This is a genomic window from Aeromonas sp. QDB03 (assembly GCF_027707985.1).
Taxonomy (GTDB): domain Bacteria; phylum Pseudomonadota; class Gammaproteobacteria; order Enterobacterales; family Aeromonadaceae; genus Aeromonas; species Aeromonas hydrophila.
In genome coordinates this window covers 1-26948 of the sequence record NZ_JAPCJG010000010.1, presented here as the reverse complement: position 1 = coordinate 26948, position 26948 = coordinate 1, and the positions used below count along the sequence as shown (strand labels likewise).

20 protein-coding genes are annotated in these 26948 nt (G+C 65.3%); 10 read left to right on the top strand and 10 right to left on the bottom strand.

Annotation, left to right across the window (positions count from 1 at the left end):
- Positions 1-114: 114 nt before the first annotated feature.
- The 3 genes from putA to PG900_RS19110 form a co-directional block, all read right to left on the bottom strand.
- Positions 115-3279 carry a bifunctional proline dehydrogenase/L-glutamate gamma-semialdehyde dehydrogenase PutA gene (putA, locus tag PG900_RS19120; RefSeq protein WP_270801978.1) on the bottom strand — a complete coding sequence of 1055 codons (3165 nt, stop codon included), beginning with the start codon at positions 3277-3279 and terminating at the stop codon, positions 115-117.
- A 269-nt stretch (positions 3280-3548) separates the two neighbouring features.
- A complete protein-coding gene (locus PG900_RS19115) occupies positions 3549-4154 on the bottom strand; it encodes a TIGR04211 family SH3 domain-containing protein (protein ID WP_011704726.1) in 606 nt (201 codons plus the stop codon).
- A gap of 152 nt (positions 4155-4306) precedes the next feature.
- Positions 4307-5128 (bottom strand): potassium channel family protein, encoded by an 822-nt coding sequence (locus tag PG900_RS19110; protein WP_039214669.1) that lies wholly within the window; start codon positions 5126-5128, stop codon positions 4307-4309.
- Positions 5129-5159: 31 nt separating this feature from the next.
- On the opposite strand from PG900_RS19110, the gene PG900_RS19105 reads away from it, so the two are divergent.
- From PG900_RS19105 to glnE, 3 genes are all read left to right on the top strand, one after another.
- The gene (locus tag PG900_RS19105) at positions 5160-6410 is read left to right on the top strand and encodes a methyl-accepting chemotaxis protein (RefSeq protein ID WP_042064136.1); all 1251 of its coding nucleotides are present in this window, start codon (positions 5160-5162) and stop codon (positions 6408-6410) included.
- A 91-nt stretch (positions 6411-6501) separates the two neighbouring features.
- A complete protein-coding gene (locus PG900_RS19100; RefSeq protein ID WP_029305142.1) occupies positions 6502-6942 on the top strand; it encodes a GNAT family N-acetyltransferase in 441 nt (146 codons plus the stop codon).
- A 130-nt stretch (positions 6943-7072) separates the two neighbouring features.
- A complete protein-coding gene (gene glnE, locus PG900_RS19095) occupies positions 7073-9946 on the top strand; it encodes a bifunctional [glutamate--ammonia ligase]-adenylyl-L-tyrosine phosphorylase/[glutamate--ammonia-ligase] adenylyltransferase (protein WP_270832060.1) in 2874 nt (957 codons plus the stop codon).
- A 50-nt stretch (positions 9947-9996) separates the two neighbouring features.
- Here the strand turns inward: glnE and PG900_RS19090 are convergent, their stop codons facing one another.
- The 4 genes from PG900_RS19090 to PG900_RS19075 all read right to left on the bottom strand — a co-directional run bounded on the left by PG900_RS19090 (position 9997) and on the right by PG900_RS19075 (position 16000).
- Positions 9997-10731: an SDR family oxidoreductase gene (locus tag PG900_RS19090; protein ID WP_270832058.1), complete on the bottom strand. Its 735-nt coding sequence runs from the start codon at positions 10729-10731 to the stop codon at positions 9997-9999.
- Between the two features lie 55 nt (positions 10732-10786).
- Positions 10787-11323, bottom strand: a complete 537-nt coding sequence (locus PG900_RS19085; RefSeq protein WP_270832057.1) for a GNAT family N-acetyltransferase — start codon at positions 11321-11323, stop codon at positions 10787-10789.
- A gap of 175 nt (positions 11324-11498) precedes the next feature.
- Positions 11499-13649, bottom strand: a complete 2151-nt coding sequence (locus tag PG900_RS19080) for an AsmA family protein (RefSeq protein WP_270832055.1) — start codon at positions 13647-13649, stop codon at positions 11499-11501.
- Positions 13650-13852: 203 nt separating this feature from the next.
- Positions 13853-16000: a prolyl oligopeptidase family serine peptidase gene (locus tag PG900_RS19075; RefSeq protein WP_270832054.1), complete on the bottom strand. Its 2148-nt coding sequence runs from the start codon at positions 15998-16000 to the stop codon at positions 13853-13855.
- 235 nt (positions 16001-16235) lie between these two features.
- Between PG900_RS19075 and PG900_RS19070 the strand changes: the two genes are divergently transcribed.
- From PG900_RS19070 to PG900_RS19050, 5 genes are all read left to right on the top strand, one after another.
- On the top strand, positions 16236-17447 hold the full coding sequence (locus PG900_RS19070; protein WP_270832053.1) for a threonine synthase: 1212 nt from the start codon (positions 16236-16238) through the stop codon (positions 17445-17447).
- Positions 17444-18109 carry an amino acid ABC transporter permease gene (locus PG900_RS19065; RefSeq protein ID WP_270832052.1) on the top strand — a complete coding sequence of 222 codons (666 nt, stop codon included), beginning with the start codon at positions 17444-17446 and terminating at the stop codon, positions 18107-18109. Before PG900_RS19070 ends, PG900_RS19065 begins: the two co-directional genes overlap by 4 nt.
- A gap of 89 nt (positions 18110-18198) precedes the next feature.
- Positions 18199-18861: an amino acid ABC transporter permease gene (locus PG900_RS19060; RefSeq protein WP_257689856.1), complete on the top strand. Its 663-nt coding sequence runs from the start codon at positions 18199-18201 to the stop codon at positions 18859-18861.
- Positions 18858-19619 (top strand): amino acid ABC transporter ATP-binding protein, encoded by a 762-nt coding sequence (locus PG900_RS19055; RefSeq protein WP_270832050.1) that lies wholly within the window; start codon positions 18858-18860, stop codon positions 19617-19619. Before PG900_RS19060 ends, PG900_RS19055 begins: the two co-directional genes overlap by 4 nt.
- On the top strand, positions 19616-20452 hold the full coding sequence (locus PG900_RS19050; protein WP_270832048.1) for a transporter substrate-binding domain-containing protein: 837 nt from the start codon (positions 19616-19618) through the stop codon (positions 20450-20452). Before PG900_RS19055 ends, PG900_RS19050 begins: the two co-directional genes overlap by 4 nt.
- Before the next feature lie 304 nt (positions 20453-20756).
- On the opposite strand, the gene PG900_RS19045 is transcribed toward PG900_RS19050, so the two are convergent.
- Complete coding sequence (locus PG900_RS19045; protein ID WP_442866159.1) at positions 20757-22703, bottom strand: MacB family efflux pump subunit; 1947 nt, start codon at positions 22701-22703, stop codon at positions 20757-20759.
- A gap of 2 nt (positions 22704-22705) precedes the next feature.
- Positions 22706-23866, bottom strand: coding sequence for an efflux RND transporter periplasmic adaptor subunit (locus PG900_RS19040; RefSeq protein ID WP_270832047.1), 1161 nt, complete (start codon positions 23864-23866; stop codon positions 22706-22708).
- Positions 23867-24027: 161 nt separating this feature from the next.
- On the opposite strand from PG900_RS19040, the gene PG900_RS19035 reads away from it, so the two are divergent.
- On the top strand, positions 24028-24708 hold the full coding sequence (locus tag PG900_RS19035) for a response regulator transcription factor (RefSeq protein WP_270832045.1): 681 nt from the start codon (positions 24028-24030) through the stop codon (positions 24706-24708).
- Complete coding sequence (locus PG900_RS19030) at positions 24705-25988, top strand: HAMP domain-containing sensor histidine kinase (RefSeq protein ID WP_270832043.1); 1284 nt, start codon at positions 24705-24707, stop codon at positions 25986-25988. The genes PG900_RS19035 and PG900_RS19030 overlap by 4 nt, the downstream gene beginning before the upstream one ends.
- A 29-nt stretch (positions 25989-26017) precedes the next feature.
- On the opposite strand, the gene PG900_RS19025 is transcribed toward PG900_RS19030, so the two are convergent.
- Positions 26018-26518: an NUDIX hydrolase gene (locus PG900_RS19025; protein ID WP_270832040.1), complete on the bottom strand. Its 501-nt coding sequence runs from the start codon at positions 26516-26518 to the stop codon at positions 26018-26020.
- Positions 26519-26948 lie beyond the last annotated feature (430 nt).

The window sequence follows — 26948 nt, the reverse complement described above, 5'->3', positions numbered from 1 at the left end:
CATATTAAGACGCGGCAAGCCGGGTGGCGACCCCAAGATGGCGGCTTTTCAATGCTCATGAGAACGCCCATGAAAAAGGCCGCCCGCAGGCGGCCTGATGTTGGTCACGGTCGATCAGGCGTCGCCCATCGCCAGCAGGGAGGCGTTGCCGCCCACCGCCGTGGTGTTGATGGTGCGGGTCTTCTCGGTAATGAAACGGCTAAGGTAATGAGGGCCGCCCGCCTTGGGACCGGTGCCGGAGAGGCCCTGTCCGCCGAACGGCTGCACCCCGACCATGGCGCCGATCTGGTTGCGGTTGATGTAGACGTTGCCCACGTTGATGCGGCTCGCCAGCTCCTCGGCATGGGATTCGTTGCGGCTGTGGATCCCCAGCGTCAGGCCGTAACCGGTGCCGTTGATGTCGCTGATCACCTTGTCCAGATCCCGGGCGGCGTAGCGCACCACGTGCAGGATGGGGCCGAACTGCTCGCGGGTCAGCTCGCGGATGGAGCCGATCTCCAGCGCGGTCGGCTGCACGAAGTGGCCCCCCAGGGTCACGGCCGGCATCGGCGCCTGGGCGATCAGGCGGGCACGCGGGATCATGTGCACCAGGTGCGCATCCAGCCCGGCCTTGGCCTCGGCGTCGATGACCGGGCCGACGTCTGTGTTGTGCTCGGCCGGGTTGCCCACTTTGAGCTCCTGCAGGGCACCGGTCAGGATCTCCAGCACCCGCGGCGCGATCTCTTCCTGCAGGTAGAGCACCCGCAGGGCGGAGCAGCGCTGGCCGGCGCTCTGGAAGGCGGCGCTCACCACGTCGCGCACCACCTGCTCCGGCAGGGCGGTGGAGTCGACGATCATGGCATTCTGACCGCCGGTCTCGGCGATGAGCGGCAGGATGGCGCCATCGCGCTGGGCCAGAGTCATGTTGATGAGCTTGGCGGTCTCGGTGGAGCCGGTGAAGCAGACGCCGCCGATGCGGGCATCCGCCGTCAACTTGGCACCGACGGTGGCGCCGTCACCGGGCAGCAGTTGCAGCACGTCGCCGGGAATGCCGGCCTGATGGGCCAGAGTCACCGCCAGATGGGCGATGAGACCGGTCTGCTCCGCCGGTTTGGCGATGACGGTGTTGCCGGTGGCCAGCGCCGCGGCGATTTGGCCGAGGAAAATCGCCAACGGGAAGTTCCACGGGCTGATGCAGACAAAGACGCCGCGCCCCTGCAGGAACAGCTCGTTCATCTCGCCGGTGTAACCGGGCAGCAGGGTCGCCTGCCCCATCAGGCCGCGGGCCTGCACCGCGTAGTAGCGGCAGAAGTCCACCGCCTCGCGCACCTCGTCGATGCCGTCCTGCAGCAGCTTGCCCGCCTCGCGGGTACAGAGGGAGATGAACTGCTCGCGGTTCGCTTCCAGCAGATCCGCCAGTTTCTCAAGGGCGGCGGCACGCTCGCTCACCGGGGTCTCGCGCCAGCGCGGGAAGGCGGCATGGGCCGAGGCCAGCGCCTGCTCCACCGCCTGCTCGTCGGCCCAGTGGATCTTGCCCACTAGCTGGCTCACATCCTGCGGGCTCAGCACCACGCGGGCCTCATTGCGCTTGAGGGTCTCGCCATCGACGATGGGGCCCGCCAGCCACTGCTTGCTCTCCAGCTCCTTCAGCTTGGCGAAGAAGGGGCGCTGGATGGAGACAATGTTCATGTTGACGCCGCTGGAGTTCTTGCGGTCGCTGAACAGGTTCACCGGCTGCGGAATGCGATCGTTGGCCAGGCTGGAGTAACGCTTGAGGGTGCGCAGCGGGTGCTCGGCCAGGGAGTCGACCGGGGTGTTGGGATCCACCAGCTTGTGGACGAAGGAGGTGTTGGCCCCGTTTTCCAGCAGACGGCGCACCAGGTAGGGCAGCAGATCCTTGTGGGCACCCACCGGCGCATAGATGCGGCAGTGCAGGCCGGGATGTTCGTTCAGTACGGCGTTGTGCAGCTCCTCCCCCATGCCGTGCAGGCGCTGAAACTCGAACTGGCGATCGCCGGCCATCTCCAGAATGCTGACCACGGTGTTGGCGTTGTGGGTGGCAAACTGGGGCGAGATGAAGCCGCGGGTCGGCTCGCTCAGCAGGTAGCGGGCGCAGGCGAGGTAGGAGATGTCGGTGCCCGCCTTGCGGGTAAACAGCGGGTAGCCGGGCAGGCCGGCCTGCTGGGCGTATTTCAGCTCGCTGTCCCAGTAGGCGCCCTTCACCAGCCGCACCGGGATCAGGTCCCCCTGCTCGCGAGCCAGCCCGGTCAGCCAGCAGAGCACCGGCAGAGCGCGCTTGGAGTAGGCCTGCACCACCATGCCGAGCTTGCCCCAGCCGCGGTTGGCGTCGGAGCGATAGAGCTGCTCGAACAGATCGAGGGAGAGCTCGAGGCGGTCCATCTCTTCGGCGTCGATGCTGATGGCCACGTCCTTGTCGCGGGCGAGGCGCACCAGTCCCACCAGCCGCTCGCACATCTCGCCGAGCACCCGCTCGCGGTTGGCCACGTCATAGCGCGGATGCAGCGCCGACAGCTTGATGGAGATGGAGGGGGCCGGGCCGCCGTCGCTGATGCGCTCGTTGCCCACCGCCTCGATGGCGCGCTGGTAGTCACCGAAATACTTGTCGGCATCGGCCAGGGTCAGGGCGGACTCCCCCAGCATGTCGTAGGTATGGGTGTAACCCTTCTCGCGGGACTTGCGGCTCGCCTTGAGGGCTTCCTTCATGTCGCGCCCCAGCACGAACTGCTTGCCCATGATCTTCATGGCGGCGTACATGGCGGAGCGCACCACCGGCTCCCCCAGCTTGTTGACCATGCGGCCCAGCAGGTTGGCCGGGTTGCCGTCCAGCTTCTTGTCCAGCTTGATGATCTTGCCGGTCAGCATCAGCCCCCAGGTGGAGGCGTTCACCAGGGTGGAGTCGCTCTTGCGAAAATGGGACGACCAGTTGGCGCCGGAGAGCTTGTCCTTGATCAGGGCATCGGCAGTCTCGGCATCGGGAATGCGCAGCAGCGCCTCCGCCAGGCACATCAGAATGATCCCCTCCTGGGTATCCAGGCTGTACTCCTGCAAGAAGGCGTCGATGCCGTCGCCAGAGCCGCTCTCCTTGCGCACCTTGGTCACCAGGGTGCGGGCACGCTGGGTCACCCGCTCCAGCGAGGCGCCGTCCCCCGGCAGCATGGCCGACAGCTCGGCCAGATAGGCATTTTCATCCACCACGTAGTTCTGGGTGATGGCTTCGCGCAGGGCGGCCAGATCGGAGGGAACATAGTCAGCGGCAAGCACTTGGGTAGCTTTGAACATATGGGGTCTTCCTGTACGCCCTAGGGCTGATATCGACGAAGGCGGCCGTGCCGCCGAAACGCCGATAATGTATACAATATCGACCCATAGATGAAATGAAATTGTTGCCTGTTATTAACAAAGATCGCTGATTGGCTCATATGGCGCACTATATCGGTGCCATATGCTAACTAGGTAAAATTCATCGCCTTATTTTGTATACAATTTTTATCAAGGCAAAAAAGAAGGGTCGCCATGGCGACCCTTCACTCTGCTTCCGACAGCCGTTGTCAGTTCATCCAGCGATCGCCGCGGCTGCGACGACGGGGCAGCATGGGCAACAGGATGCCGAGCAGGATGCCGCCACCCACCATGGCACCACCGCGGATGAACCAGTCCATCTGCATGTCGTGCTCCTGGTTGTCGTAGCTCTGGGTCAGGGCGTCGTTCTGCTCTTTGAGGTTGCCCATCTCCTCGCTCTGGCTGGCCAGCTGAGCCTTCAGGCTGGCGATCTCCTTGCTCTGCTCGGCGATCTTGCCATCCTTCTCGGTGAAGCGTTTCTCGTTGTCACCGTTGAGGTTCAGCAGGCGGGCCTTGGCCTCTTCCAGCTCTTTTTGCACCTGGGGCAGCCGTTCGCGCAGGCTGATCTCGCCCTGCAGCTCGCTGCTTTTGATCCAGCCTTCACGGCCACGACCATCCACCACCTGGGTGAAACCGGCTTCGTTGTTCACTGCCTTGACGTCCAGCGGCTCACCCGCCTTGACGCTGCCAAGGATCCGGTACTGGGTACCCGGACCATTGTGAATAAAGGTAAAGATGTTGTCTGAAACATAACGGGTATCGGCCAGTGCCTGTTGGGCACACAAGCAGATCAGGATCCCGAGAAGGGCGCGCATGGTCGATCGGTTCTCTTCGTTTGGTTAGGTGACTGGCGAATGTTAAGCCGCCTGCGGGTCAAAGGACAAGCAAAGAAAAGTGGCGCCCCCCGAGCTGAGAGCTGGCTCGCAACTTGTCTGCGCCGCGACGCGACCATTCCGGACGCCGCTGCCTATTTCTGTTTCAGTGCCTTCACCTCATCCCGCAGGGCACGCAGCTCCTGCAACAACAGATCCTGCTGCGCACTCTGGTGATGGCGCCACTTCTCCAGCTCGCCGTCCCCCCGCCCCGGCTGCAGAAACAGGCTGGCCATGAAACCGCTGATGGCGCCGAACAGGCCGACCCCGAACAGGATCAGCAGGCTGGCGACGAAACGCCCTTGCTCCGTCTTGGGCACCAGATCGCCGTACCCCACGGTCGACAGGGTCACCAGCGTCCACCAGAACGCATCGTAGGGGGTCTGGATCTGGCTGCCGGGCTGGCCCGATTCGATCAGATACATGACCCCGGAACCGACCCCCAGCAGCAGGAAGAACAGGAACAGAATGCCGGAGAGGGTGGTCTCGTTGCGCTCGCGGCGAAACATGGCCAGCAGATCCGGTTGATCCCGCAGTAGCCGGTAGACCCGCCACAGCTGAATGAGCCGTGCCCAGCGCAGCTGCTCCACCATCGGCAGGCTGCCCGGCAGATAGAACCAGTTGGCCTTGAAGAAGGCCATCCGGTCGGAGGCCCGGGCCCAGCCATAGGCGAAGTGGGCGAGGAAGAAGTAGCAGATCAGGCTGTCGACGTCATAGAACAGCTGCAGGGTCTGGGGGGTGAGCTGGGCATGTCCCCACCAGCGGGCCGTGACCAGCAAAACCGAGATCACCGACAGAAACGCCATCAGCAGATCCATGGCGCGCAGATGAGTTAAGTGATGTCGCATACATTTTCCCACTTTAGGCACGGTGCGAATTAATAAAAAGGAAGATAATGCCGATAGTCCTGAGGACAAAGGAAAACCGGTCATTAAAAGGAGAAATATTATGCAGTTAAACCCGCTGGAGAGGCGAATGAGCAATATCCGGCTGGTACCCAAAGTGGTACTGCTCATGGTGTTCAGTACTGTGCTGCTGCTGGTCAAGCTCTGGTTCGACGCCAGCAATCTGGAAACCACCCTGCTCAACGAAGGCATCGCGCCCGACAAGGCGGACACTATCGCCAACAGCCTGCTCTGGACCGGGTTGATGGAGACCGCCATCATGGGGCTGCTGTTCGTGGTGCTGCTGCTGACCGGCTCGCGCCTGATGGTCAAGCAGGTGCACTATCTGGTGGGCCTGCTGGAGCGCTTCGCCCGCAAGGATCTGAGCCACCGGGTACTGCTCAAGTCCCGTGACGAGTTCGGTGACATCGCCAAGGCGGTGGCCCACTCCCAGGAGAATCTCAAGGAGGTGTTTGGCACCCAGCGCGTCGCCTGCAAGGAGCTCAACGACATCGCCTCCCAGGTCACCCTTTGCATGGAAGAGGCCAACGAGGCCATCAGCGAGGAGTTCACCCAGATTGAACAGCTGGCCAGCGCCATGAGCCAGATGGTGGGCGCCATTCGCGAGGTGGCCGCCCATGCCGAGCAGGCCTCCCACGCCACCGCCGAAACCAGCCTGCTGGCCGAGGAGGGCAGCCGCTGCGTGGCCGCCACCGTCAACACCATAGATACCCTCTCCGGCAACATTCAGCGCTCCTCCACCGTGGTCAATCAGGTGGAACAGGGGGTCGAGCAGATCGGCTCCGTCGTGGATACCATTCGCGGCATCTCGGAGCAGACCAACCTGCTGGCGCTGAACGCCGCCATCGAAGCCGCCCGCGCCGGCGAGGCCGGCCGCGGCTTCGCGGTGGTCGCCTCCGAGGTGCGCGAACTGGCCAACCGGGCCCAGGCCGCCACCGTCGAGATCCAGAAGATGATCGAGCAGCTGCAGGGCAACGCCCGCCAGGCCGCCGAACTGATGGCCCAGAGCGTGCAGCAGGCCGACAAGGGGGTGGAGCAGGTGACCCAGGCCGGTGACCAGCTCGCCACCATAGTGCAGCGGGTGCAGGGGGTGGCCGACATGAACCGCCAGATCGCCGCCGCCTCCGAGCAGCAGAGCTCGGTGGCCGAGGAGATGAGCGGCAACCTGGAGCAGGTCAAGCAGGTGGTGGAGGGCTCCGTCGTGGTGCTGCGGGAGCTGCAGGAGGCCTCCGAACTGGTGGAGCGCCACAGCCAGACCCTGGATACTCATATCCAGGCCTTCAAGCTGGCCTGACACAGGGCCGCTGTTGTTGAACGTCGCAATACGGTTAGACTGGAAGGCCCCACGAGGGGCCTTTCTTTTTTTATCGCGGCAAGGAGCCAGGATGCAGACCACAGAACTTGCGCTTGAAATCAGCGCCGACAAGGGACGGCTCGACGTGCCGCTGATCCACCGCTTCTTGTCTGAAGAGGCCTACTGGTGTCGCGGCATTCCCCTTGCCACCCTGCAGCGGGCCATCAACCATTCGCTCTGCTTTGGCGGCTACCTCGGCGCTCAGCAGGTCGCCTTCGCCCGGGTCATCACAGACAAGGCCACCTTCGGCTATCTGGCCGACGTATTTGTCCTGCCTGAGCATCGCGGCCGCGGCTACAGCAAGGCGTTGGTGGCGGCCATGCTCGACCATCCAGAGTTGCAGGGATTGCGTCGCCTCTCCCTCGCCACCTCCGACGCCCACGGCCTCTACGCCGGTTTCGGCTTCGTGCCGCCCGCCAGCCCCGGCAGCCTGATGGAGATCTACCACCCCGATATCTACCAGCGCACCTGAATCACTGGCTGCCGATAATTCCCGCCGGATCATGCTTCTCGCCCCTGCGCTGTGACGCGGGGGCCCGACAGTGCTAGATTGGCAGCCAGCTTTTTATCCGGCAGTTTCGTTAATCACAAGGACGGCAACCGTGGCCCAGCACTCTCCCTCTTTCTCCGCCTTCTCCCCCCTGCTGCAGGAGCTGGCCCAGCGCCACTGGCAACGGCTGATTGAACTGGCCCCCGACTATGGCAACCAGCCCGAGTCGGTGCGCCAGACCCTGCTGACCCTGCTCGGCCTCTCCGATTTTGTCGCCGATTCCCTCTTCAAACAGCCGGAGTTGCTGGGGCAACTGCTGGCCTCCGGAGATCTGGAGCAGGCCGAGCGCTGGCCCGCCTACCAGAGCGATCTGACCGCCCTGCTGGCCGAGGTGGACGACGAGGAGGCGCTCAAGCGCATCCTGCGCCAGTTCCGTCGCAGCCGCATGCTGGTGATCGCCTGGCGCGAGCTGCTGGGCCACGCGGCGGTAGAAGAGAGCTTTGTCCATCTCACCAGACTGGCGGATGCGCTGATCTGCGCGGCCCGCGACTGGCTCTACGCCAAACAGTGCGGCGAGCTGGGCACCCCGATGGATGGCAACGGCAACCCGCAACCGCTGCTGATCCTCGGCATGGGCAAGCTGGGGGGCGGCGAGCTCAACTTCTCCTCGGACATCGACCTTATCTTCACCTTCCCCGAGAACGGCTACACGGTCGGTGGGCGGCGCGAGCTCGCCAACCAGCAATTCTTCATCAAGCTGGGCCAGCGCATCATCAACGCCCTGCACCAGAGCACGGTCGACGGCCAGGTGTTTCGGGTCGATATGCGCTTACGCCCCTTTGGCGACGCGGGGCCGCTCGCCATCTCGTTTGCCGCCATGGAGGATTACTACCAGCACCACGGCCGCAACTGGGAGCGCTACGCCATGGTCAAGGCGCGGGTGCTGGGGCCCCAATGCGAGCACGCGGTCGGGCTGGCCGAGATGCTGCGCCCCTTCGTGTTTCGCCGCTATATCGACTTCGGCGTCATCGACGGTCTGCGCCAGATGAAGGCGATGATCGCCGCCGAGGTGCGCCGCAAGGGGCTGGAGGGCAACATCAAGCTGGGGGCCGGCGGCATTCGCGAGGTGGAGTTCATCGCCCAGGCGCTGCAGCTTATTCGCGGCGGGCGTGAGCCGGCGCTGCGGGTGCGCCATCTGCCGGAGGCGCTGGCCGCCATCGCCCAGTGCGGCGCCCTCGAATCCGCCCATTGCGAGCGCCTGCTGACGGCCTATCGCTTCCTGCGCCGGGTCGAGAACATTCTGCAGGAGATCGGCGATCAGCAGACCCAGACCCTGCCCACCGAGGAGCGGGATCGCCAGCGGCTGATCGCTGCTCTGGGTTTTGCCGACTGGGACGCCTTTATGGCTCATCTCGACGAGGAGATGGCCGCCGTCCATCAGGAGTTCGCCGCCGTGGTGGGGGAAGAGAAGGAGGCCCCCGCCCATCTGGAGCAACTCTGGCTCGATCTGTGGCGCACCGAGCTCGACGCCGCCGAGCTGGAGCAACTGCTGACTGCGCAGGGGGTGGCCGAGCCCGCCTCGCTCTGCACCGCCCTGCTGCGCTTCAAGGAGGAGTACAAACGCCGTCAGGTCGGCCCGCAGGGGCGCATCGCGCTGGACTGGCTGATGCCGGAACTGCTGCGACTGGTGGTGGCCAGCGAGCAACCCGCCCGCCTGTTCGAGCGGGTGTGCGAGCTGCTGACCCGCATCTTCACCCGCAGCGCCTATCTGCAGCTGCTGGCGGAAAACCCGGGCGCCCTGCGCCAGCTGGTGCGGCTGTGTGACGCCAGCCATCTGGTGAGCGAGCAGCTGGCCCGCTACCCCATCCTGCTGGACGAGCTGCTCGATCCCCAGCACCTCTACCACCCCACCCCGCTCGATCAGTACAAGCCCCAGCTGCGCCAGTTCCTGCTGCGCATCCCCGAAGAGGACGTGGAGCAGCAGATGGAGGCGCTGCGTCAGTTCAAACAGGTGCAGCTGCTGCGCATCGTGGCGGCCGACATCGCCGGCGCCCTGCCGCTGATGAAGGTGAGCGACCACCTCACCTGGCTGGCGGAGGCGATCACCGAGGAGGTTGTCAATCAGGCCTGGGCCCAGATGAGCGAGCGCTACGGGGTGCCGCCCGAGGTGGCAACCAGCGGCCAGCGCGGCTTTGCGGTAGTGGCCTACGGCAAGCTGGGCGGCATCGAGCTCGGCTACGGCTCGGATCTGGATCTGGTGTTCCTGCACGGCGGCGACCCCAACAGCTACACCGACGGGCGCAAGCCCATCGACAGCCGCCAGTTCTACCTGCGTCTCGCCCAGCGGATCCTGCACCTGTTCAGCACCCGCACCCCCTCCGGCATTCTCTACGAGATCGATATGCGGCTGCGTCCCTCCGGCGACTCCGGCCTGCTGGTGTCGTCGCTGTCGGCCTACGAGCTGTATCAGCAAAACGAGGCCTGGACCTGGGAGCATCAGGCACTGGTGCGGGCCCGTCCGATTTATGGCGATGAGGCGGTGATCGCCGAGTTTGCCCGCATCCGCCGCGCCGTGCTGGCCAAGGAGCGCGAGCTGCCGACCCTGGCCCGCGAGGTGCGCGAGATGCGCCACAAGATGCGGGATCACCTGCTCAAAGCGGGCGCCGGCGAGTTCGACCTCAAGCAGTCCCCCGGCGGCATGGTGGACATCGAGTTCATCGCTCAATACCTGGTGCTGGCCCATGCCTGCGGCGAACCCGAGGCGCTCACTCGCTGGTCCGATAACGTGCGCATCTTCGATGAGTGCGTGCTGGCGGGGGTGCTGACCCTGGAGCAGGCGGAGGGGCTCAAGCATGCCTATCTGGAGATCCGCAACCTCGGCCATCGCCTCAACCTCTCCGAGGTCTCCCGCAAGGTGGGCGACGACAGGCTGCTGCCGGAGCGCGGCCATGTGCTGGCAGTCTGGCAACAGCTGCTGGGGGAATAAACAGCAGGGGCGCCGAGGCGCCCCTTGTTGTATCTATCATCGGGTCGGGGTCAGCGCCCGCCGGCCACGTCGATGAAGGTGCCGGTGACGTAGGAAGCCTCGTCAGACAGCAGCCAGGCGATGGCGGCAGCCACCTCGGCCGGCTGACCGCCCCGTTGCAGCGGGATCTGCCCCTTCACCCGGTCGACCCGACCTGGCTCGCCGCCGTCGGCATGCATGTCGGTGTAGATAAAACCCGGACGTACCCCGTTGACCCGGATCCCCTGGGCCGCCACCTCCAGCGACAACCCCCTGGTCAGCACGTCGACGGCCCCCTTGGCGGCGGCATAGTCCACGTACTCCCCCGCCGAACCCAGCCGGGCGGCGGCCGAGGAGACATTGACGATGGCGCCCCCCGCCCTCATCCGGCGCACCGCCTCGCGGCAGCAGAGAAAGCAGCTGGTGACATTGGTGGTCAGGGTCTGGTTGATGCGCTCGGCGCTCATCTCCAGCACCCGCATCTGCGGCTGCAACCTGCCGGCGTTGTTGACCAGATGAGTGACGGGGCCAAGCCGCGCGTCCATCTCCTCGAACAGACGCACCACCTCGGCCTCCACCCCGACATCGGCCTGCACCGCGATGCAGCGGACCGGATGATGGGCCAGGATCTCGGCCACCAGCGCCTCGGCACTGGCCTGGTCATGGCGATAGTTGAGGCACAGATGATAACCCTGCCCCGCCAGATGGCGGGCGGTGGCGGCGCCAATGCCTCTGCCACCGCCGGTGATCAGCACCCGTTTGTTCATGAACCCTCCTGGTCGTGTGGCGCATGGTGGCACTGCGAGATGGATGGCAGCCGTATCAGACCGGGCCGTGATCCATCACAGTCTCCACCAGCACCTTGTTGAAACGCTTATAGCCCTGCTCATCGAGCGGGGCCGGATAGCTCAGCACCCGCAGCGCATGTCCTCGATAATCCGGCTGATAGGGCGGGTGCACATGGTCATGCTCGCTCAGACAAAAGCCCAGCCCCTGATAGAAGCGCAGCCGGCGAAGGGAAATCTCGTCCTCTGGCGGGTCTATCTCCAGGATGACCGGGCGCCCCGCCGTCTCACAGAAGGCGGCAAGCAGGCGTGAGCCGTGGTTCTGGCCGCGCAGGGCCGGGTTGATGGCCAGGTGTTCGATATAGATCTGCTCACCGCAGTCCCACCAGAAGATAAAGCCGAGCAGCTGCTCGCCCTGATAAAAGAGCTGACAGTGAAAGCGGGAGTCTCCCATCTTGAGCTCTTGATGCTGCGGCTGGCGCTGCTCGTAGCGGGGAAAGCTGCTGCCGTAGATCTGCCAGGCCAGCGGCCAGTCCGGATGGGATGTCTCTCTTGCGATTTCACTTCGACTCATTCATCTACTCCTTGGTAAAACTACAGTGATACCATCTTTGTCCGGCCCAAACACCCCTCTCTTTCGCTACCGATGCCGGCAGCATCGAGTTTCCATGCCTTGCCCAAGCGCAGCCAAAAATGCACAGAGCCCGCACGGGGCGGGCTCTGCATGGCGATAAAGCGAGAGGCTGTGGCTATTTGAACAAGCCCTTGAGCAGCTGATCGGCCACCCCCTTCACCCCTTCATTGTCGGCCTTGTCACCCAGCAGCTTCTTGAGACCGCGCTCGGCCTCCTTGCGAGCCTTCTCCTCCAGCAGCTTGTTGTTGCTGAGCAATTCCTTCACGTCGAGCCGGTAGCTCGGCGCCTGCCAGTGGCCGCCGATGCGCACCGGTATGGTGATGTCCTTGAGCTCGTCCACGCTCTTGCCCCCCTGCCCCTTGCTGCTCTCCACCACGGAGGTGAGGAACAAAAAGTCGAGGGTCTCCGGCACCAGGGCGGTCTGGCCCTGCCCCTTCACCCGCAGGGCGGGAGCAAACAGCTGGATGTCGTCGCTCCTGGCAACCCCGTCGGCAATCCGGAAGCTGGCGGTGAGGGCGCTGAAATCGGTCTTGCGCACCTCCTTCACCTGATCCGCCCCCTTGCCGGTCAGGGTGGCTCGCGCCTCGCGGATCATCTCCGCCAGGTTGATGCCGTGCAGGGCACCGTCGCTCAGCCTGAGGCTCACCTTGCCCTGCATCCGGCTGCGCAGCGCCTGCTCGGAGAGTCCTGAGCCCTGCGCCTCGACCTCCAGATCCCCCTTGCCTTCCAGCAGGTCGGTCTGGGCCAGGGTCTGCAGCAGTGGCCGCACATCGACCCCCTGCACCCGCTTGTGCACCTGATAGCGGGCCGGCTGCTGACGGGCATCGAGCACGCCGCTGGCGGTCACCTGACCACCGGCCACCCCAGCGCTGAACTGCTTGAGGGTGAGCTGGCCACCGGCCAGGGCCAGTTGCAGATCGACGGCGCTCAGATCCAGCCCCTTCAATCGCAAGCTGCCCAGTTGCAGCCGGCCCGCCAGGTCCACCGACTTGAGGGCGGTAAGATCCGGTTCAGCCGTGGAGAGCGCCTTGGCGGCGGGCGCAGCGGTCTGCGCCTGTGCTCCGGCCGGCGCTGCGGCGCCCGAGGTGGCGGCCACAGGGGCAGCCTTGGCCGGCTGACCGAGCCAACTGTCGAGATCCAGCTTCTCTCCCTTGAGGTCGAACCCCACCTTGGGCACGGCACCCAGCTGCACGCTGCCGTTGCCGCTCAGCAGGGCCTCATCCACCCCCATCACCAGGTTGCTGAGGGTGACGGCCTGTTTGCCCAGCTCGGCGCGGGCAAAGCCCGCCAGCTTCACCTGCATCTGCGGGCGCGGCAGGGCATCGCCGCTCAGCTTGGCGGCCAGCACGGCATCCGATATCTCCAGCAGTTGCCGGTTGTCATCGAGCCGCGCCTTGAGGGTTCCCTCCAGCGTACCGGCCAGGGCCGGCTTGTCCGCCGCCCCCTGTGCCCCCTGCAGACTGAGGGTGAGGCTGCTCCACTGTCCCAGTGCCAGCCGGTCGGCCTTGAGGGAGAAGGCATCCAGCCGCTGGGTCGGTTCGCTCAGGCTCCCCGCCAGTGCGACATCTTTCAACTCACTGCGGCTGGCATCGGACGCCAGCTTGAGCTGGGCCGACCCCTTGAGATCAAACGCCAGCTCACCCTGGGCCCCCTTGGCGGCCAGGGTCACCGGCACCCACTGATCCACGGCCAGCTGGCCCAGGTTCAGGTCCAGCTGTTCGAGGCGGGAGACGGTGCCGTTGCGATCGTCCTGCAGCAGGGCGCTGGCCTGTTGCAGCTCCACCCCTTGCAGGCTGATCTGCCAGGGCTGCTTGTCATTGGCGGGCGGGGGCGTCGTTGCGGAGGTCGTCGCCTCCCCCTTGGGCTCGGCGGAGGCCTTGAGCAGATCGCTCAGGTTGGAGCTGCCGTCAGCCTTGGTCTGGATAAACAGATGGGCGCCGCTCAGGGTCACCTTGCCGATCTCAAGCTTGTGGGAGAGCAGCGGCAGCAGGCCCACCGAGGCCTCCCCGCGCGTGAAGCGCACCAGATCGGGCTCGGCAAAGCCGGCGGGGTTGCGCAGCGCCACCTGCTCGAGGGAGAGGCCGAGGCTTGGCCAGAAACGCCAGCCGATCGCCCCCTCCATCACCAGCTCGCGGCCGGTGCTCTTGCGTACCTGTTCCACCAGCTGGGGCTTGAATTGATTGGGATCGATGAGGGACACCAGGGCGGCGATGGCCACCACGGCCGCCAGCGCCAACCCCAGCAGGATGTAGATGATCTTCTTCACGATGGACTCCTTGAATGCGGATCTTGTTGCTGACTATACCACCGGGGGGATGACAGATGGGGCCCGTCTGCCAAAACGGGCCAGCGGCGAGACAGGGATGGTCGCAGCGAGTGCTGCCAGCGCAGCCCTGCCAACGCGCGGCAATGAAAAGGGCCCCGCAGGGCCCTGATGATAGTGGATGGCTGGCGCCCGTCTCGCCCGGATCAAGGCTGACGCGGCAACTGCTGATAGCCCATCTCGTACAGGGTGAAGGCATAGATGTCCGCACTCTGCTCGATAAGCTTCGCCACCGGCGTGCCCGCCCCGTGCCCGGCATTGGTCTCGATGCGGATGAGCTGGGGATGGGGGCCGGCATTGTCGGCCTGCAGGGTGGCGGCAAACTTGAAGGAGTGGGCCGGCACCACCCGATCGTCGTGATCCGCCGTGGTCACCAGGGTCGAGGGGTAGCTGACCCCGGCCCGAACGTTGTGCAGCGGCGAGTAGCCCTTCAGGTAGTCGAACATCGCCTCGCTGTCGGCGCTGGTGCCGTAGTCATAGGCCCAGCCTGCCCCGGCGGTGAAGCTGTGGTAGCGCAACATGTCGAGCACCCCCACCGCCGGCAGGGCGACCCGCATCAGATCCGGCCGCTGGGTCATCACAGCCCCCACCAGCAGACCGCCGTTGGAGCCACCGCGGATCGCCAGCCGATCGGTGCGGGTGTAGCCCTCGGCCTTGAGGTACTCGGCCGCCGCGATGAAGTCGTCGAACACGTTCTGCTTGTTCATCCTGGTGCCTGCCAGGTGCCAGGCCTGGCCGTACTCGCCGCCCCCGCGCAGGTTGGCCACCGCATAGACGCCCCCCAGATCCAGCCAGTTGGCCACCGACACGCTGAAGCTCGGGGTCAGGCTCACATCGAAACCGCCATAGCCGTAGAGGATGGTCGGGTTGCTGCCATCGAGTTTCAGCCCCTTGCGGTAGCTGATGATGAGCGGCACCCGGGTGCCGTCCTTGCTCTGGTAGAAGCGCTGCTCGGAAACATAATCCTCTGGCTTGAACGGCGCCGCCGAGGCGCGATAGAGGCTGATGGCGCCGCTCTTGGGCTCGAACCGGTAGAGAGTGGGCGGCTGGGCATAGTTCTCGAAGCCGAAGTAGAGGGCGGGATCATCGTGCTTGCCGTTGAAGCCGCTGACGCTGCCAAGGCCGGGCAGCGCCACCTCGCGCACCCGCTTGCCCTCATAGTCGAACTGCTCGACCCGGGCGGTGGCATCCACCATGTACTCGGCGAACAGATAGCCGCTGCCGCTGTGCACCGTCAGCACCTGCTGGCGCTCGGGGATGAGATCCCGCCAGCGGGCCGGCCCCGGGTTGGCGACATCCACCGTCACCAGCCGGCGGTTGGGGGCGTCCCGGTTGGTCAGCAGGTAAAGGGTGCTGCCCTGGTTGTCCACCAGGCTCACATCCGCCTCCAGATCCCCCTGCACCGTCAGCAGCGGCGCGTTCTCCTGGCTCAGATCCTTGACATAGAGGCGGTTGCCGGAGGTGGAGTTCGCCGCCGAGATGAGCAGGAAGCGGTCATCTTCGGTGACGGTCGCCCCCACGTAGCGGTGGTGCTGGGCCGGGATGGCGCCGAACACCAGCCGGTCATCCTCCTGCGCCGTGCCGAGCCGGTGGAAATAGACCTTGTGCTGATCGGTCTTGGCCGACAGCTCGCTGCCATCCGGCTTGTCGTAGCTCGAGTAGAAGAAGCCCTCGTTGCCGAGCCAGCTGATGCCGCTGAACTTCACGTCCTTGAGGGGCGCCTCCAGCGGCTGCTTGCTCTGTACGTCCATCAGGTGGATCTCGCGCCAGTCGCTGCCGGCCAGCGACAAGGAGTAGGCCAGGATGCGGCCATCGCGGGAGAAACTCAGCTGATCCAGCGCCGTGGTGCCGTCGGGGCTAAGGGTATTGGGATCGAGGAACACCTCGGCCGGCTTGCCCTCCAGCTGGCGCCACAGCACGTTCTGGTTCTGCAGGCCGTCGTTCTTGAAGAAGTAGTGGTAGCGCCCCTCGCGAAACGGCGCCCCCTCCTTGGCGTAGTTCCAGGAAGAGGCGAGCTTCTCCTTGATGGCGGCGCGATACGGGATCTGTGCCAGGTAGTCCCGGGTCACGGCGTTCTGGGCCTTGACCCAGGCCTCGGTCTCGGGGCTGCGATCATCCTCCAGCCAGCGATAGGGGTCGGCCACGGCCTGGCCGAAGTAGTGATCCACCTGCTCACCCTGACGGGTGACGGGGTAGTGAAGGCGCGCTTTCCCTGACATGGCATCCTCTTTGGTTGACTGGCCACTGCATGCACACAGCAGTGACAGGGCCAGCAGGCTGACAATGGCTCGCATCGATGCGGCTCCCTGCGATTTCGGGTGAAGCGGGCAGGTTAGCAAAGAGTGCCGGACGGCCCAACCCCCCAGCGGGTGACCAGGCGACATGAGCGGGAAGCCGCCACAACCCTGACCAATCGGAGTCATATGAATTTTTTCGCTTAGGTTTGCCAGTTTATTTTGTTTGTTATCCGGCACTTGGGTCACAGGATGGAATAAGCGACTGACCATCTCGACTCATTCAGGATAAAGCATGCCGTACAGCTACCTATCACATCTGCGTTGCAGCAAGACCGGCGAGATTGTGGATGCCGATCAGCCCCAGCAGCTTAGCCCGGTCGGCGCCCCCTTGCTGGCCAGCTACGACCTCGAGGCCCTGAAGCAGGCCTGGCATCCGGCCGCCCTGCTGGGACGCCCCGCCAGCCTGTGGCGCTACCACGAGCTGCTGCCGGTGCGCGACCCCGCCCAGGTGGTCACCCTGGGGGAAGGCTTCACCCCGCTGTTGCCGCTGCCGCGCCTCGGCCAGCAGGTCGGCATCCCGGATCTCTGGATGAAGGATGAGAGCCTCACCCCCACCGGCTCCTTCAAGGCCCGCGGTGCCGCGGTCGGCGTCTCCCGCGCCCGCGAACTCGGCGTTACCCACTTCGCCATGCCCACCAACGGCAACGCCGGCGCGGCCTGGGCACTCTACGGTGCCCGCGCCGGCTTGCGCAGCACCATAGTCCAGCCGCAGGCGGCCCCCGCCATCACCCGGCTGGAGAGCGCCCTGGCCGGTGCCCGCCTCTATCTGGTGGACGGCCTCATCAGCGACGCCGGTCGCCAGGTGGCCGAGGCGGTGGCGCAGCAGGGGCTGTTTGATGCCTCCACCCTCAAGGAGCCCTATCGCATCGAGGGCAAGAAGACCATGGGGTTTGAAATCGCCGAGCAGCTCGGCTGGACTCTGCCGGACGTCATCCTCTACCCCACCGGCGGCGGAGTCGGCCTCATCGGCATCTACAAGGCGCTGCGGGAGTTGCAGGAGCTGGGCTGGGTGCAGGGGCCGCTGCCGCGCCTGGTGGCGGTGCAGGCGAGCGGCTGCGCCCCCATCGTCCAGGCCTGGCAGCAGGGGGAGCGCGAGTCGCGCTTCTGGCCCGACTCCCAGACCCTGGCGTTCGGCATCAACGTACCCAAGGCGCTGGGGGATTTTCTGGTGCTGGATGCCCTCTATCGCACCGAGGGCTGCGCCATCGCGGTGGAAGACGGCGCCATCCAGCGCGAGCTGCGTCAACTCGCCTCCCAGGAGGGCTGCTTCGTCTGCCCGGAAGGGGCGGCTGCCTTCGCCGCCGCCCGTCAGCTGCGCGAAGCGGGCTGGATCCAGGGGGGCGAGCGGGTGGTGGTGCTCAACACCGGTGCCGGCATCAAGTACCCGGACGCCATCACGGTCGTGCCCCAGCGGCTGCGCCGCGACGGGAGGATCCCGGCATGAGCTTCGACTGGTCTTTTGTTCTCACCACCCTGCCGGCGTTCGGCCAATCGGTCTGGGTCACCTTGCAGCTCGGCGCCATCGTGATCCTCACCTCGCTCGCCGTGGCGCTGCTCAATGTGACGCTGCAAAGCCTGCACAAGCCCTGGCTGAACGGAGTTATCCGCGCCTATGTGGAGCTGGCCCGCAACACGCCGCTCTTGATCCAGCTGTTCTTTCTCTACTTCGGGCTGCCGGCGCTCGGCATCTCGCTGTCGGGCTTTGCTACGGCGGTGATCGCCATGACCTTCCTCGGCGGCGGCTACCTGACCGAGGCGCTGCGGGCGGGCATTCAGGCGGTCCCCCCCAGCCAGCTGGAGGCGGGGCGAGCCATCGGTCTCTCCCGCTGGCAATTGCTGCGCCACGTGCAGCTGCCCCAGGCCTGGCTTGCCAGCCTGCCGGCGCTGTTTGCCAACTTCATCTTCCTGCTCAAAGAGACCACGGTGGCCTCGGCGGTGGCGGTGCCGGAGCTGCTCTACACCACCAAGAACTACATAGCCCTCTACTACAAGACCTACGAGATGCTGGCGGTGCTGACCTTGATGTGCGTGCTGATCTTTCTGCCGCTGTCCCTCACCCTGCGCGTCGTTGAAAGGAGGCTGCAACATGGTCAGTTCGGTCATTGAATCGCTGATGCAGTCGAGGATCCCGATGTGGGCACTTACCTTCCTGCTGCCACCGTTCGCCACCCATGCACCAGAAAGGAGGGATCGCTATGGCCAGTCCAGTCACTGAGCAGCTGACGCAGGCGCTGCCGCTGCTGGCGGTGGGCGCGGGTCAGACCCTCACCATCTCGCTGCTCGCCATCCTGTTCGCCACCCTGGGGGGGGTCGGTTACGGCGTGCTGGCCCAGCAGGGGGGAAGGCTGACGCGGGGAGTGTTGCGAGTCTATCTGGAGCTGTTTCGGGTGGTGCCCGTGCTGGTCTGGCTCTACCTCTTCTTCTTCGGGCTGCCGATCTTCTTTGGCGTAGACATCCCGGCCTTCTGGTGCGCCGTGCTGGTGCTGGCCCTGTGGGGAGCCAGCGAGGTGGGGGAAGTGGTGCGCGGCGGCCTGGGATCCCTCGCCCGCGGCCAGCAGGAGGCCGGCCTGGCGCTCGGGCTCTCCCGCTGGCAGCTCTATCGCCGCGTGCTGCTGCCCCAGGCGCTGCAACGGCTGACGCCGCCGACCATCAACATCTACACCCGCATCATCAAGACCAGCTCGCTGGCGGTGCTGATCGGGGTGGTGGAGGTGATCAAGGTGGGCCAGCAGATCATCGAGCGCACCTATGGCTCGCTGCTTATCTACGGTCTGCTGTTCCTGTTCTTTTTTCTGGTCTGCTATCCGCTCTCGCTCGCCTCGCGCCGGCTGGAGCAACAATGGGGTAATGCGGTATGACACCTCTGCTTGAGCTCAATGCTGTCAGCAAACAATTCGGCCAAAACCGGGTACTGGACGAGGTCAGCCTCACGGTGAACGCCGGAGAAGTGATCGTCATCCTGGGGCCGAGCGGCTGCGGCAAGAGCACCCTGCTGCGCACCCTCAACGGGCTCGAACCCATTCAGGGGGGCGACATTCGCTTCGATGGAGACAGGCTGGATGCCAGCACCGACTGGCAGCGGGTACGCCAGCGCATCGGCATGGTGTTCCAGAGCTATCACCTGTTCCCCAACCTGACGGTGCTGGAGAACGTGCTGCTCGGCCCTCTGCAGGTGCAGAAGCGGGAGCGGCAGGAGGCCCTGCTGCAGGCGGAACAACTGCTGACCCGCATCGGCCTGTGGGAGCGGCGCCACGACTATCCGCGCCAGCTCTCCGGCGGCCAGCAGCAGCGCATCGCCATCGTGCGGGCGCTGTGCATGAACCCGCAGGTGATGCTGTTTGACGAGGTGACCGCTGCGCTGGATCCCGAGATGGTGCAGGAAGTGCTGGAGGTGATCCGCGATCTCGCCGGCAGCGGCATGACCCTGCTCATCGTCACCCACGAGCTGGCGTTCGCCCAGGCGGTGGCGGATCGCATCGTCTTCATGGACGGCGGCCACATCCTGGAGCAGGCCGCGCCCCATCAATTTTTCGAGAACCCGCGCAGCCAGCGTGCCCGCCAGTTCCTCGCCAAGTTTTCTTATACAACTGTCATCAAACGAAAGGAGTCAGCATGAAAAAAATTACCTCGGTTCTGTTCAGTGCCTTGTTGGGACTGGGTCTCGCCAGCGGCGCCGTCCATGCGGCGGACGGTTCCCTCGACAAGATCAAGGCCCGCGACAAGCTCATCGTCGGCGTCTTCACCGACAAGCCCCCCTTCGGCTATGTGGACGAGAAGGGCAACTACGTCGGCTTTGACACCGACCTCGGTCGCCGTTTCGCCAAGGATCTGCTGGGGGACGAGAACAAGGTCGAGTTCGTGGCGGTGGAGCCCGCCAGCCGCATCCCCTTCCTGCAGAGCGACAAGGTGGATCTCATCCTCGCCAACATGACGGTGACCCCGGAGCGGCGGCAGGTGGTGGACTTCACCAACCCGAACCTGCGAGTGGCGGTACAGGTGCTGGTGCCACAAGGGAGCCCGGCCAAGAAACTGGATGATCTGGCCAGCAAGACCCTGATCGTCACCACCGGCACCACGGCCGACATCTGGCTGACCCGCAACCACCCGGACTGGAAGGTGCTCAAGTTCGAGAAGAACACCGAATCCCTGCAGGCACTGGCCCAGGGCCGTGGCGACGCCTATGCCCAGGACAACCTGGTGCTGTTCAGCTGGGCCAAGGAGAACCCGGGCTATCGGGTGCTGCCCGAGAAGCTGGGCTCGGAAGACCCCATCGCCCCGGCGGTGAAGAAGGGCAATATCGAGCTGCGTGACTGGGTCAACGACCGTCTCGCCAAGCTGGGGGAAGAGAAGTACCTGCTGAAACTCTACGACCAGTATGTGCGCGACAAACTGAGCGCCGATACCGATCCCAACGATGTGATAGTGGAAGGAGGCAAGTGGCAGGGCTGAGCCTGCCAGAAGTGCTGAGAGTGTGATGTGTGTGAAATCTTGGTTCCGTTGGTCCGCAAACCGCAAGGTTTGACCTTTCAGGCGTCCCCCTCGGGTGGCGCCTTTTTTTCGCATGAGAAAAAGAACCGGGCCAGGGGCCCGGTTGAAAACCCGCGCAGAGCAGGCTGTGTCACGTCGATGACACGGTTCAGGCTGCCGGACTGGCACAGGGTGCCGTCCGGCCAACTCGCCAGGCCCCCGAGGCGGGATGAGCCCTCGGCAACGCCGGCGAATGGGGTGGCGCAGCGGGCGCCGAAGAGGGTGCCTACTCCCGCTCCAGTGCGTGGATGGGGTCCATCCGCGCCGCCCGCCGCGCCGGAAAGAAGCCAAACAGCACGCCGATGAGGCTCGAGCAGAAGAAGGCCATCAGCACGGCGTCCAGGGAGTAGCTCAGGGTGAACTGGCTGCTGAAGTGCTCGAACAAGACGCCGACCAGCAGGGAGAGCAGCACCCCGGCCGCCCCGCCCAGCAGGCAGACCAGCACCGCCTCGATCAAGAACTGCTGCAGTATGTCGCCGGTTCTGGCACCCACCGCCATCCGCACGCCGATCTCGCGGGTGCGCTCGCTCACCGACACCAGCATGATGTTCATCACCCCGATGCCGCCCACCACCAGGGAGATGAGCGCAATCATGGCGATCAGCAGGGTCAGGGTGGCATTGGTGCTGGTGATCGCCTGACGGATGCTGTCGGTGTTGAGCACGAAGAAATCCTGAGCGCCGTGCCGTTCACGCAGCAAGCGGCTGATGCCATCCTCGGCGGCGGCCAGCGCCACCTCGTCCTGCACCCGCACGCTGATGCTGCGCAGGTGGCTCTGGCCCAGCATCCGCGTCATGGCCGTGGTATGGGGGATCCAGACGTTGAGGTTCTCGTCGCTGCCAAAGCCGCTCTGGTTGCGGGCCACCACCCCGATCACCCGGCACGGCAGGCTCCCCAGCAGGATCACCTGACCGAGCGGTGACTCCCCCGCGGCAAACAGGCGCGCCTGGCTGTTCTCGTCGATCACCACCTCCTGCGCCAGAGCGGTCACGCTGGCGGCATCGAACAGCATGCCCTGCAGCAGTCGGTAGCCACGCACCTGGAAGAACTGCTCCCCCACCCCGTTCACCGAACCCAGGACCGCCTGGCTACCCCGGCGCAGGGTGACGCTGGTGGCCAGACTGGGGGTGACGCTGTGCACATAGCCGAGCCCGGCGAGGGCCTCGGCATCCTCCACCCTGAGGGTCTGGACCGCCTCGGCCCGCCGATCGCCGAAGCCGCTGCCGGGGAAGATCTCCAGGGTGCTGGTGCCCATGGCATTGATATTGGCCAGCACCTGCTGCTGGGAGCCTCGCCCCAGCGCCACCACCGACACCACGGCGGCGATGCCGATGATGATGCCGAGCATGGTGAGGAAGGTGCGCATGCGCTGGGCCCGCATGGCCAGCAGCGCCATCTTGAAGGCGGCGCCGAACCGCCCGGCCAGAGCGCCGCGTCCCTCGGTGTCGGTACGGGGAGTGGTTGGCGCAGGGGACGGTGGTGTCGGCTCGCGACGACGGTCGGCTACCACCGCCCCGTCTTTGAGCTCGATGATCCGCTCGGCCTGTTCGGCGATCGCCATGTCGTGGGTCACCAACACCAGCGTGTGGCCCTGTCGATGGAGTGCGCCCAGGATGCCGAGTACCTCGGCCCCGCTCTGGCTGTCGAGGGCACCGGTCGGTTCGTCCGCCAGGATCACCTGACCGCCGTTGATGAGGGCGCGGGCAATGCTGACCCGCTGCTGCTGGCCGCCGGAGAGCTGGCTCGGCTTGTAGTCGAGCCGGCTGCCGAGCCCGAGCCGCTGCAGCAGGCTCTCGGCCCTCGCCTTGCGCGCGTTGCCGGCCAACCCGGCATAGAGGGCGGGCAGCGCCACGTTGTCGCGGGCACTGAGATCCCCCAGCAGGTGGTAGCGCTGAAAGATGAAGCCGAAGTGCTCGCGGCGCAGGGTCGCCAGCGCATCGGCCGTCAGCCGGCCCGTCTCCCGCCCGGCCACCCGATAGCTACCCTCGCTCGACTGATCGAGGCAGCCCAGAATATTGAGCAGGGTCGATTTGCCGGAGCCGGAGGCGCCGACGATGGCCACCATCTCGCCCCGCGCTATGATCAGATCGATCCCCTTGAGCACCTCGACGCGCCGCTCCCCGTCACCAAAATGGCGGCGGATCCCGCTCAGTTGCAGCAATGGTTCCCTCATGATCACATCCCCATCGGCGGGCCCATTCGCCCGCTCTGCTGGTTCTGAGCCGTCAACTGACTCACCACCACGGCCTCCCCGGCGGTCAACCCCGCTAGGATCTGGGCATCCACCTTGTTGTTGAGGCCTACCTTCACCGGCCGCCATTGTGGGCGGCCGGCCTCATCCACCACCTGCACCCGCCCCTCGCTCAGGGCGATGGCCGGGATCACCAGGGCGTTGCGCTCGGTCGCCAGCACTATGTGCACCTGGGCCGTCATGCCGATACGCAGGGCCCCTTCAGGGTTCTCCACCTCAAACAGACCGTGGTAGTAGACGGCCGTGCTGGTCGAACTGCTGCTGGTCGTGTCGTCGTTGATGGTGTCGGGGGCGGGCTCTATGGCGCGCAGACGGGCCTGGTAGCGCTGCTCGGGCGCCCCCAGCACGGTGAAATAGCTGGGCAGGCCGGCCTTCACCTTGATCACGTCCGCCTCCGAGATCTGCGCCTCCACCGTCATGGTGTCGAGTCGCGCCACCTTGACCATGGTCGGGGTGCTCTGCACCGCGTTGACCGTCTGCCCCTGCTCCACCGGGATCGCCACTATGGTGCCCGCCATGGGGGAGACGATGCGGGTATAACCCAGATTCACTCTGGCGGTGTCCACCGCGATGCGGGCCTGCACCGCCTGTGCCGTCAGCGCCCGGATGTCGGCGCGGGTCGCCGTCAGGGTCGCCTCCGCGCTGTCGTAGTCGGCCTGACTGCCCAATCCCCGGGCCAGCACCTTGCGCTGGCGCTCGAAGGCCAGCTGGTTGTTGCGCAGAGTTGCCCTGCGCGAGGCCAGCTGGGCCTGCACGTTGTCGAGGGCGGCTTCGGCATCCTTGAGGGCGTTCTGCTGGGTGAGATCGTCGATCTCGACCAGCAGATCGCCCTGCTTCACCTCATCCCCCAGCGCCACGTGCAGCGCCTTGATCTGCCCCGACACCTGCGCCCCCACGCTCACCAGCTTCTGGGCCTGCAGGGTGCCGTCGGCCAGCACGCTCTGCTCCAGATCCCGCCGCTCGACCGGTGTGGTGATATAAGAGGTGGTTGGTGCCGCAGTGGAAGGCAGCAGCAGCCAGCCGGCACCGACCAGCACCAGGGCGGGCAGCAGCAGGCGAACAACGAGGAGACGGACACGGGCCATCGCGGATATCCTTGGCTGAAACAAAGGGTGAAACAGACCCGGGCAATCTACTCCAATGTCCGGTTAAGCCTCTTGCAGGGCAGTGTAAGGATTGCGTAAAAGCAGCTGTCAGGCGGAGACGGACACGGGAAAATGGCGCCAACCCGAGACGGAGAAGAGCGATGAAGATCCTGCTGGTGGACGATGATCTGGAACTTGGCACCATGCTGAGCGAATACCTGGGCGGCGAAGGCTTTGCCACCACCCATGTGCTGACCGGCAAGAGCGGCGTGCAGCACGCCCTCTCCGGCAACTATGCCGCCGTGGTGCTCGACATCATGCTGCCCGATCTGAATGGCAGCGAGGTGCTGCGCCAGATCCGCCGCGACAGCCGGATCCCCGTCATCATGCTCACCGCCAAGGGGGACAACATCGATCGGGTGATCGGGCTGGAGATGGGGGCCGATGACTATGTGCCCAAGCCCTGCTACCCGCGGGAACTGGTGGCCAGGCTGAGGGCCGTGCTGCGCCGGGTCGAGCCTGCCCCCGTCCATCCGGGCAAAGAGCAGGGCCTGCGCCTTGGCGAGCTGGTGCTCTCCCCCGCCAGCCGTCAGTGTCGCTGGCAGGCGCAGCCGCTGGAGTTGACCGCCACCGAGTTCAACCTGCTGGAACTGCTGCTGCGATCCCCAGAGCGGGTAGTCAGCAAGGATGAGCTCTCCCTGCACGGGCTCGGCCGCCCGCGCGAGCCCTATGATCGCAGCGTCGACGTGCACATCTGCAATATCCGCCAGAAGCTGCAGGCCCTGGCGGGCGAAGCCGTCGGCATCGAGACGGTGCGCAGCATAGGATACCGGCTGGCATGATCCTCAAGGGGCGCCTGTTCTGGAAGATCCTGTTCGGCTTCTGGTTCACCATCATCATGATGAGCCAGCTGCTGTGGGTGGCCTTCAGCCTCTCTCGCCACGAAGGGCCGCCGGAGCAGCGGATGGCCAACCAGCTGGCCGAACGTCAGCTGGCAGCCGCCGCCAGTTTGTTGCAGCAGCAGGGACCGGCTGCGGTTGCGGCCCTGCAGGCCAGCTGGCCGGCCCGGGAGCGAAGGCTGCTGCAGCTTGAACCGGTCGCAGCAAAGCCATCCACAACGCAGAGCGGCCGTATCCTGCTGGGAGCCGATGGCCAGCACTACCGGCTCGACTACGACAGTGCCGGCCTGCAGCAGTTGCTGGCACCGCCCCAGCCCCGCCGCAACTGGCTCAACATGCCACCGCCCATGTGGTGGATCGGCGGACTTGGCGGCCTCTTCTTCAGCGCCCTGCTCGCCTGGCACCTGACCCGCCCCATGAACCGCTTCCGGCAGGGATTCGAGCGCCTCTCCCAGGGGGATCTGGCAGTGCGCCTCTCCCCCACCATGCGGCGGCGCCACGACGAGATCAGCGATGCGGCCCGCGACTTCGATGCCATGGCCGAGCGGCTGCAACTGCTGGTGGAGAGCCGCGAGCAACTGCTGCACGACGTCTCCCACGAGCTGCGCTCCCCCCTTGCCAGGCTGCAGCTGGCCATCGGCCTGGCCCAGCAGGATCCGGCCAGGATCGAGGGAGCCCTCGCGCGGATCCAGCTCGAAACCCAGCGCATGGACAAGATGATCGGCGAACTGCTGACCCTCACCCGCGCCGGCCATGGCGAACGGGACGGCGAGGAGTATTACGATCTGCAGGGGCTGATCGACGCCGTGGTGAGCGACGCCCGCTACGAGGCGCAGCACATGGGGGTCGAGATCAAAACCTGGGTGGATGAGACTCAGGAATACACGGTCTGCGGACAGGCGGAGCTGATCCGCCGGGCCCTCGACAACGTGCTGCGCAATGCCCTGCGCTTCTCCCAGACGGGACAGACCATCCGCCTGACCCTGATACGGCAGGGAGCAGAGTTTGTCATCGAGGTGGCGGATCAAGGAGTGGGAGTGGATGAGAGCAAGCTCTCCAGCATCTTCGATCCCTTCGTGCGGATCGGCTCCCCTGCAGCAGGCAAGGGTTATGGACTGGGGCTCGCCATCACCCGCAAGGCAATCCAGGCCCAGGGCGGGCGGGTCGACGCCAGAAACGGCGAAGAGGGCGGCCTGATCGTCACCCTCCACCTGCCGGGCTAGCTGCTCCGCCCTGTCATTACTGCTATCGGTTAGCCCCGCAGCCGCTGCAATTGACTGATGGCGGCGCCGGTAGAGCGGAAAGCAAACTCGGCAGGGGCAAGGCCGGCCAGCTTGCGCCACTCGCAGGCGGCCACATCGTCGGCCGCCACCACAGCAGGCTTGTCTGCCAACTCCAGCAGAAAGACGGTGTCGCAGGTGTGATAGGTCACCTCGTCATAGGGATAGACGTTGGCATAGGAGCCCAGGTAGCGCGGCGTCTCCCCCGTCAGATCCAGCCCCAGTTCCTCCTTGAGCTCCCTCATCAAGGCTTCCTCCAGCGATTCGCCTGGATCGACGAAGCCGCCCGGCAGATCCAGCAAGCCCCGGCCGGGATCCCGGGCCCGCACCGCGACCAGCAGCTCGTCCTGCCAGCACAGCGCCACCATCACGGCCGACGCCACATTCTGGAAATAGTGAAAACCACAGCCACAGGCAAACTCTTTCTCGCTGCGCTGTTGCAGCGATCCGGAACCACAACGCGGACAAAACATAGGGGACTCCCATCTGACACCAAAGGGGCATTGTATGCCGAACCCCATCCCCGATGGAAAGCCTTGAGGCACAACACCCATAGCGTGATAAATCTGCGGGATATAAAAGAGGGAGAAGGGGTAACACAGAGGGAATCGAACGAAAAGAAGCCCAGTCTTTCTACTGGGCTTCTTAAGTATTGGCGGAGCGGACGGGGAAACGGACAGAGTCCGGCTCAAGCACAAAGGACAACAGACAGGGACCGAGTTGCCTGTGGCAAGTCGCAGCCCTGTCTGTTGCCCTTTGCTTCCTTATTTTATTCGCCAAAACCAGATAGCAAAAAGGCCTTCCCATCTGGGAAGGCCTTTCAAATTAGTGGCGGAGCGGACGGGACTCGAACCCGCGACCCCCGGCGTGACAGGCCGGTATTCTAACCGACTGAACTACCGC

Excerpts from the sequence above, each read along its gene's own strand:
- PG900_RS19030 (WP_270832043.1), top strand. The coding sequence starts at position 24,705 with ATGATCCTCAAGGGGCGCCTGTTCTGGAAGATCCTGTTCGGCTTCTGG.
- PG900_RS19075 (WP_270832054.1), bottom strand. The coding sequence starts at position 16,000 with ATGCGAGCCATTGTCAGCCTGCTGGCCCTGTCACTGCTGTGTGCATGC.
- putA (WP_270801978.1), bottom strand. The coding sequence starts at position 3,279 with ATGTTCAAAGCTACCCAAGTGCTTGCCGCTGACTATGTTCCCTCCGAT.
- PG900_RS19025 (WP_270832040.1), bottom strand. The coding sequence starts at position 26,518 with ATGTTTTGTCCGCGTTGTGGTTCCGGATCGCTGCAACAGCGCAGCGAG.
- PG900_RS19085 (WP_270832057.1), bottom strand. The coding sequence starts at position 11,323 with ATGAGTCGAAGTGAAATCGCAAGAGAGACATCCCATCCGGACTGGCCG.
- PG900_RS19100 (WP_029305142.1), top strand. The coding sequence starts at position 6,502 with ATGCAGACCACAGAACTTGCGCTTGAAATCAGCGCCGACAAGGGACGG.
- PG900_RS19050 (WP_270832048.1), top strand. The coding sequence starts at position 19,616 with ATGAAAAAAATTACCTCGGTTCTGTTCAGTGCCTTGTTGGGACTGGGT.
- PG900_RS19070 (WP_270832053.1), top strand. The coding sequence starts at position 16,236 with ATGCCGTACAGCTACCTATCACATCTGCGTTGCAGCAAGACCGGCGAG.
- PG900_RS19035 (WP_270832045.1), top strand. The coding sequence starts at position 24,028 with ATGAAGATCCTGCTGGTGGACGATGATCTGGAACTTGGCACCATGCTG.
- PG900_RS19040 (WP_270832047.1), bottom strand. The coding sequence starts at position 23,866 with ATGGCCCGTGTCCGTCTCCTCGTTGTTCGCCTGCTGCTGCCCGCCCTG.
- PG900_RS19045 (WP_442866159.1), bottom strand. The coding sequence starts at position 22,703 with ATGAGGGAACCATTGCTGCAACTGAGCGGGATCCGCCGCCATTTTGGT.
- PG900_RS19090 (WP_270832058.1), bottom strand. The coding sequence starts at position 10,731 with ATGAACAAACGGGTGCTGATCACCGGCGGTGGCAGAGGCATTGGCGCC.
- PG900_RS19060 (WP_257689856.1), top strand. The coding sequence starts at position 18,199 with ATGGCCAGTCCAGTCACTGAGCAGCTGACGCAGGCGCTGCCGCTGCTG.
- PG900_RS19115 (WP_011704726.1), bottom strand. The coding sequence starts at position 4,154 with ATGCGCGCCCTTCTCGGGATCCTGATCTGCTTGTGTGCCCAACAGGCA.
- PG900_RS19055 (WP_270832050.1), top strand. The coding sequence starts at position 18,858 with ATGACACCTCTGCTTGAGCTCAATGCTGTCAGCAAACAATTCGGCCAA.
- PG900_RS19065 (WP_270832052.1), top strand. The coding sequence starts at position 17,444 with ATGAGCTTCGACTGGTCTTTTGTTCTCACCACCCTGCCGGCGTTCGGC.
- PG900_RS19105 (WP_042064136.1), top strand. The coding sequence starts at position 5,160 with ATGCAGTTAAACCCGCTGGAGAGGCGAATGAGCAATATCCGGCTGGTA.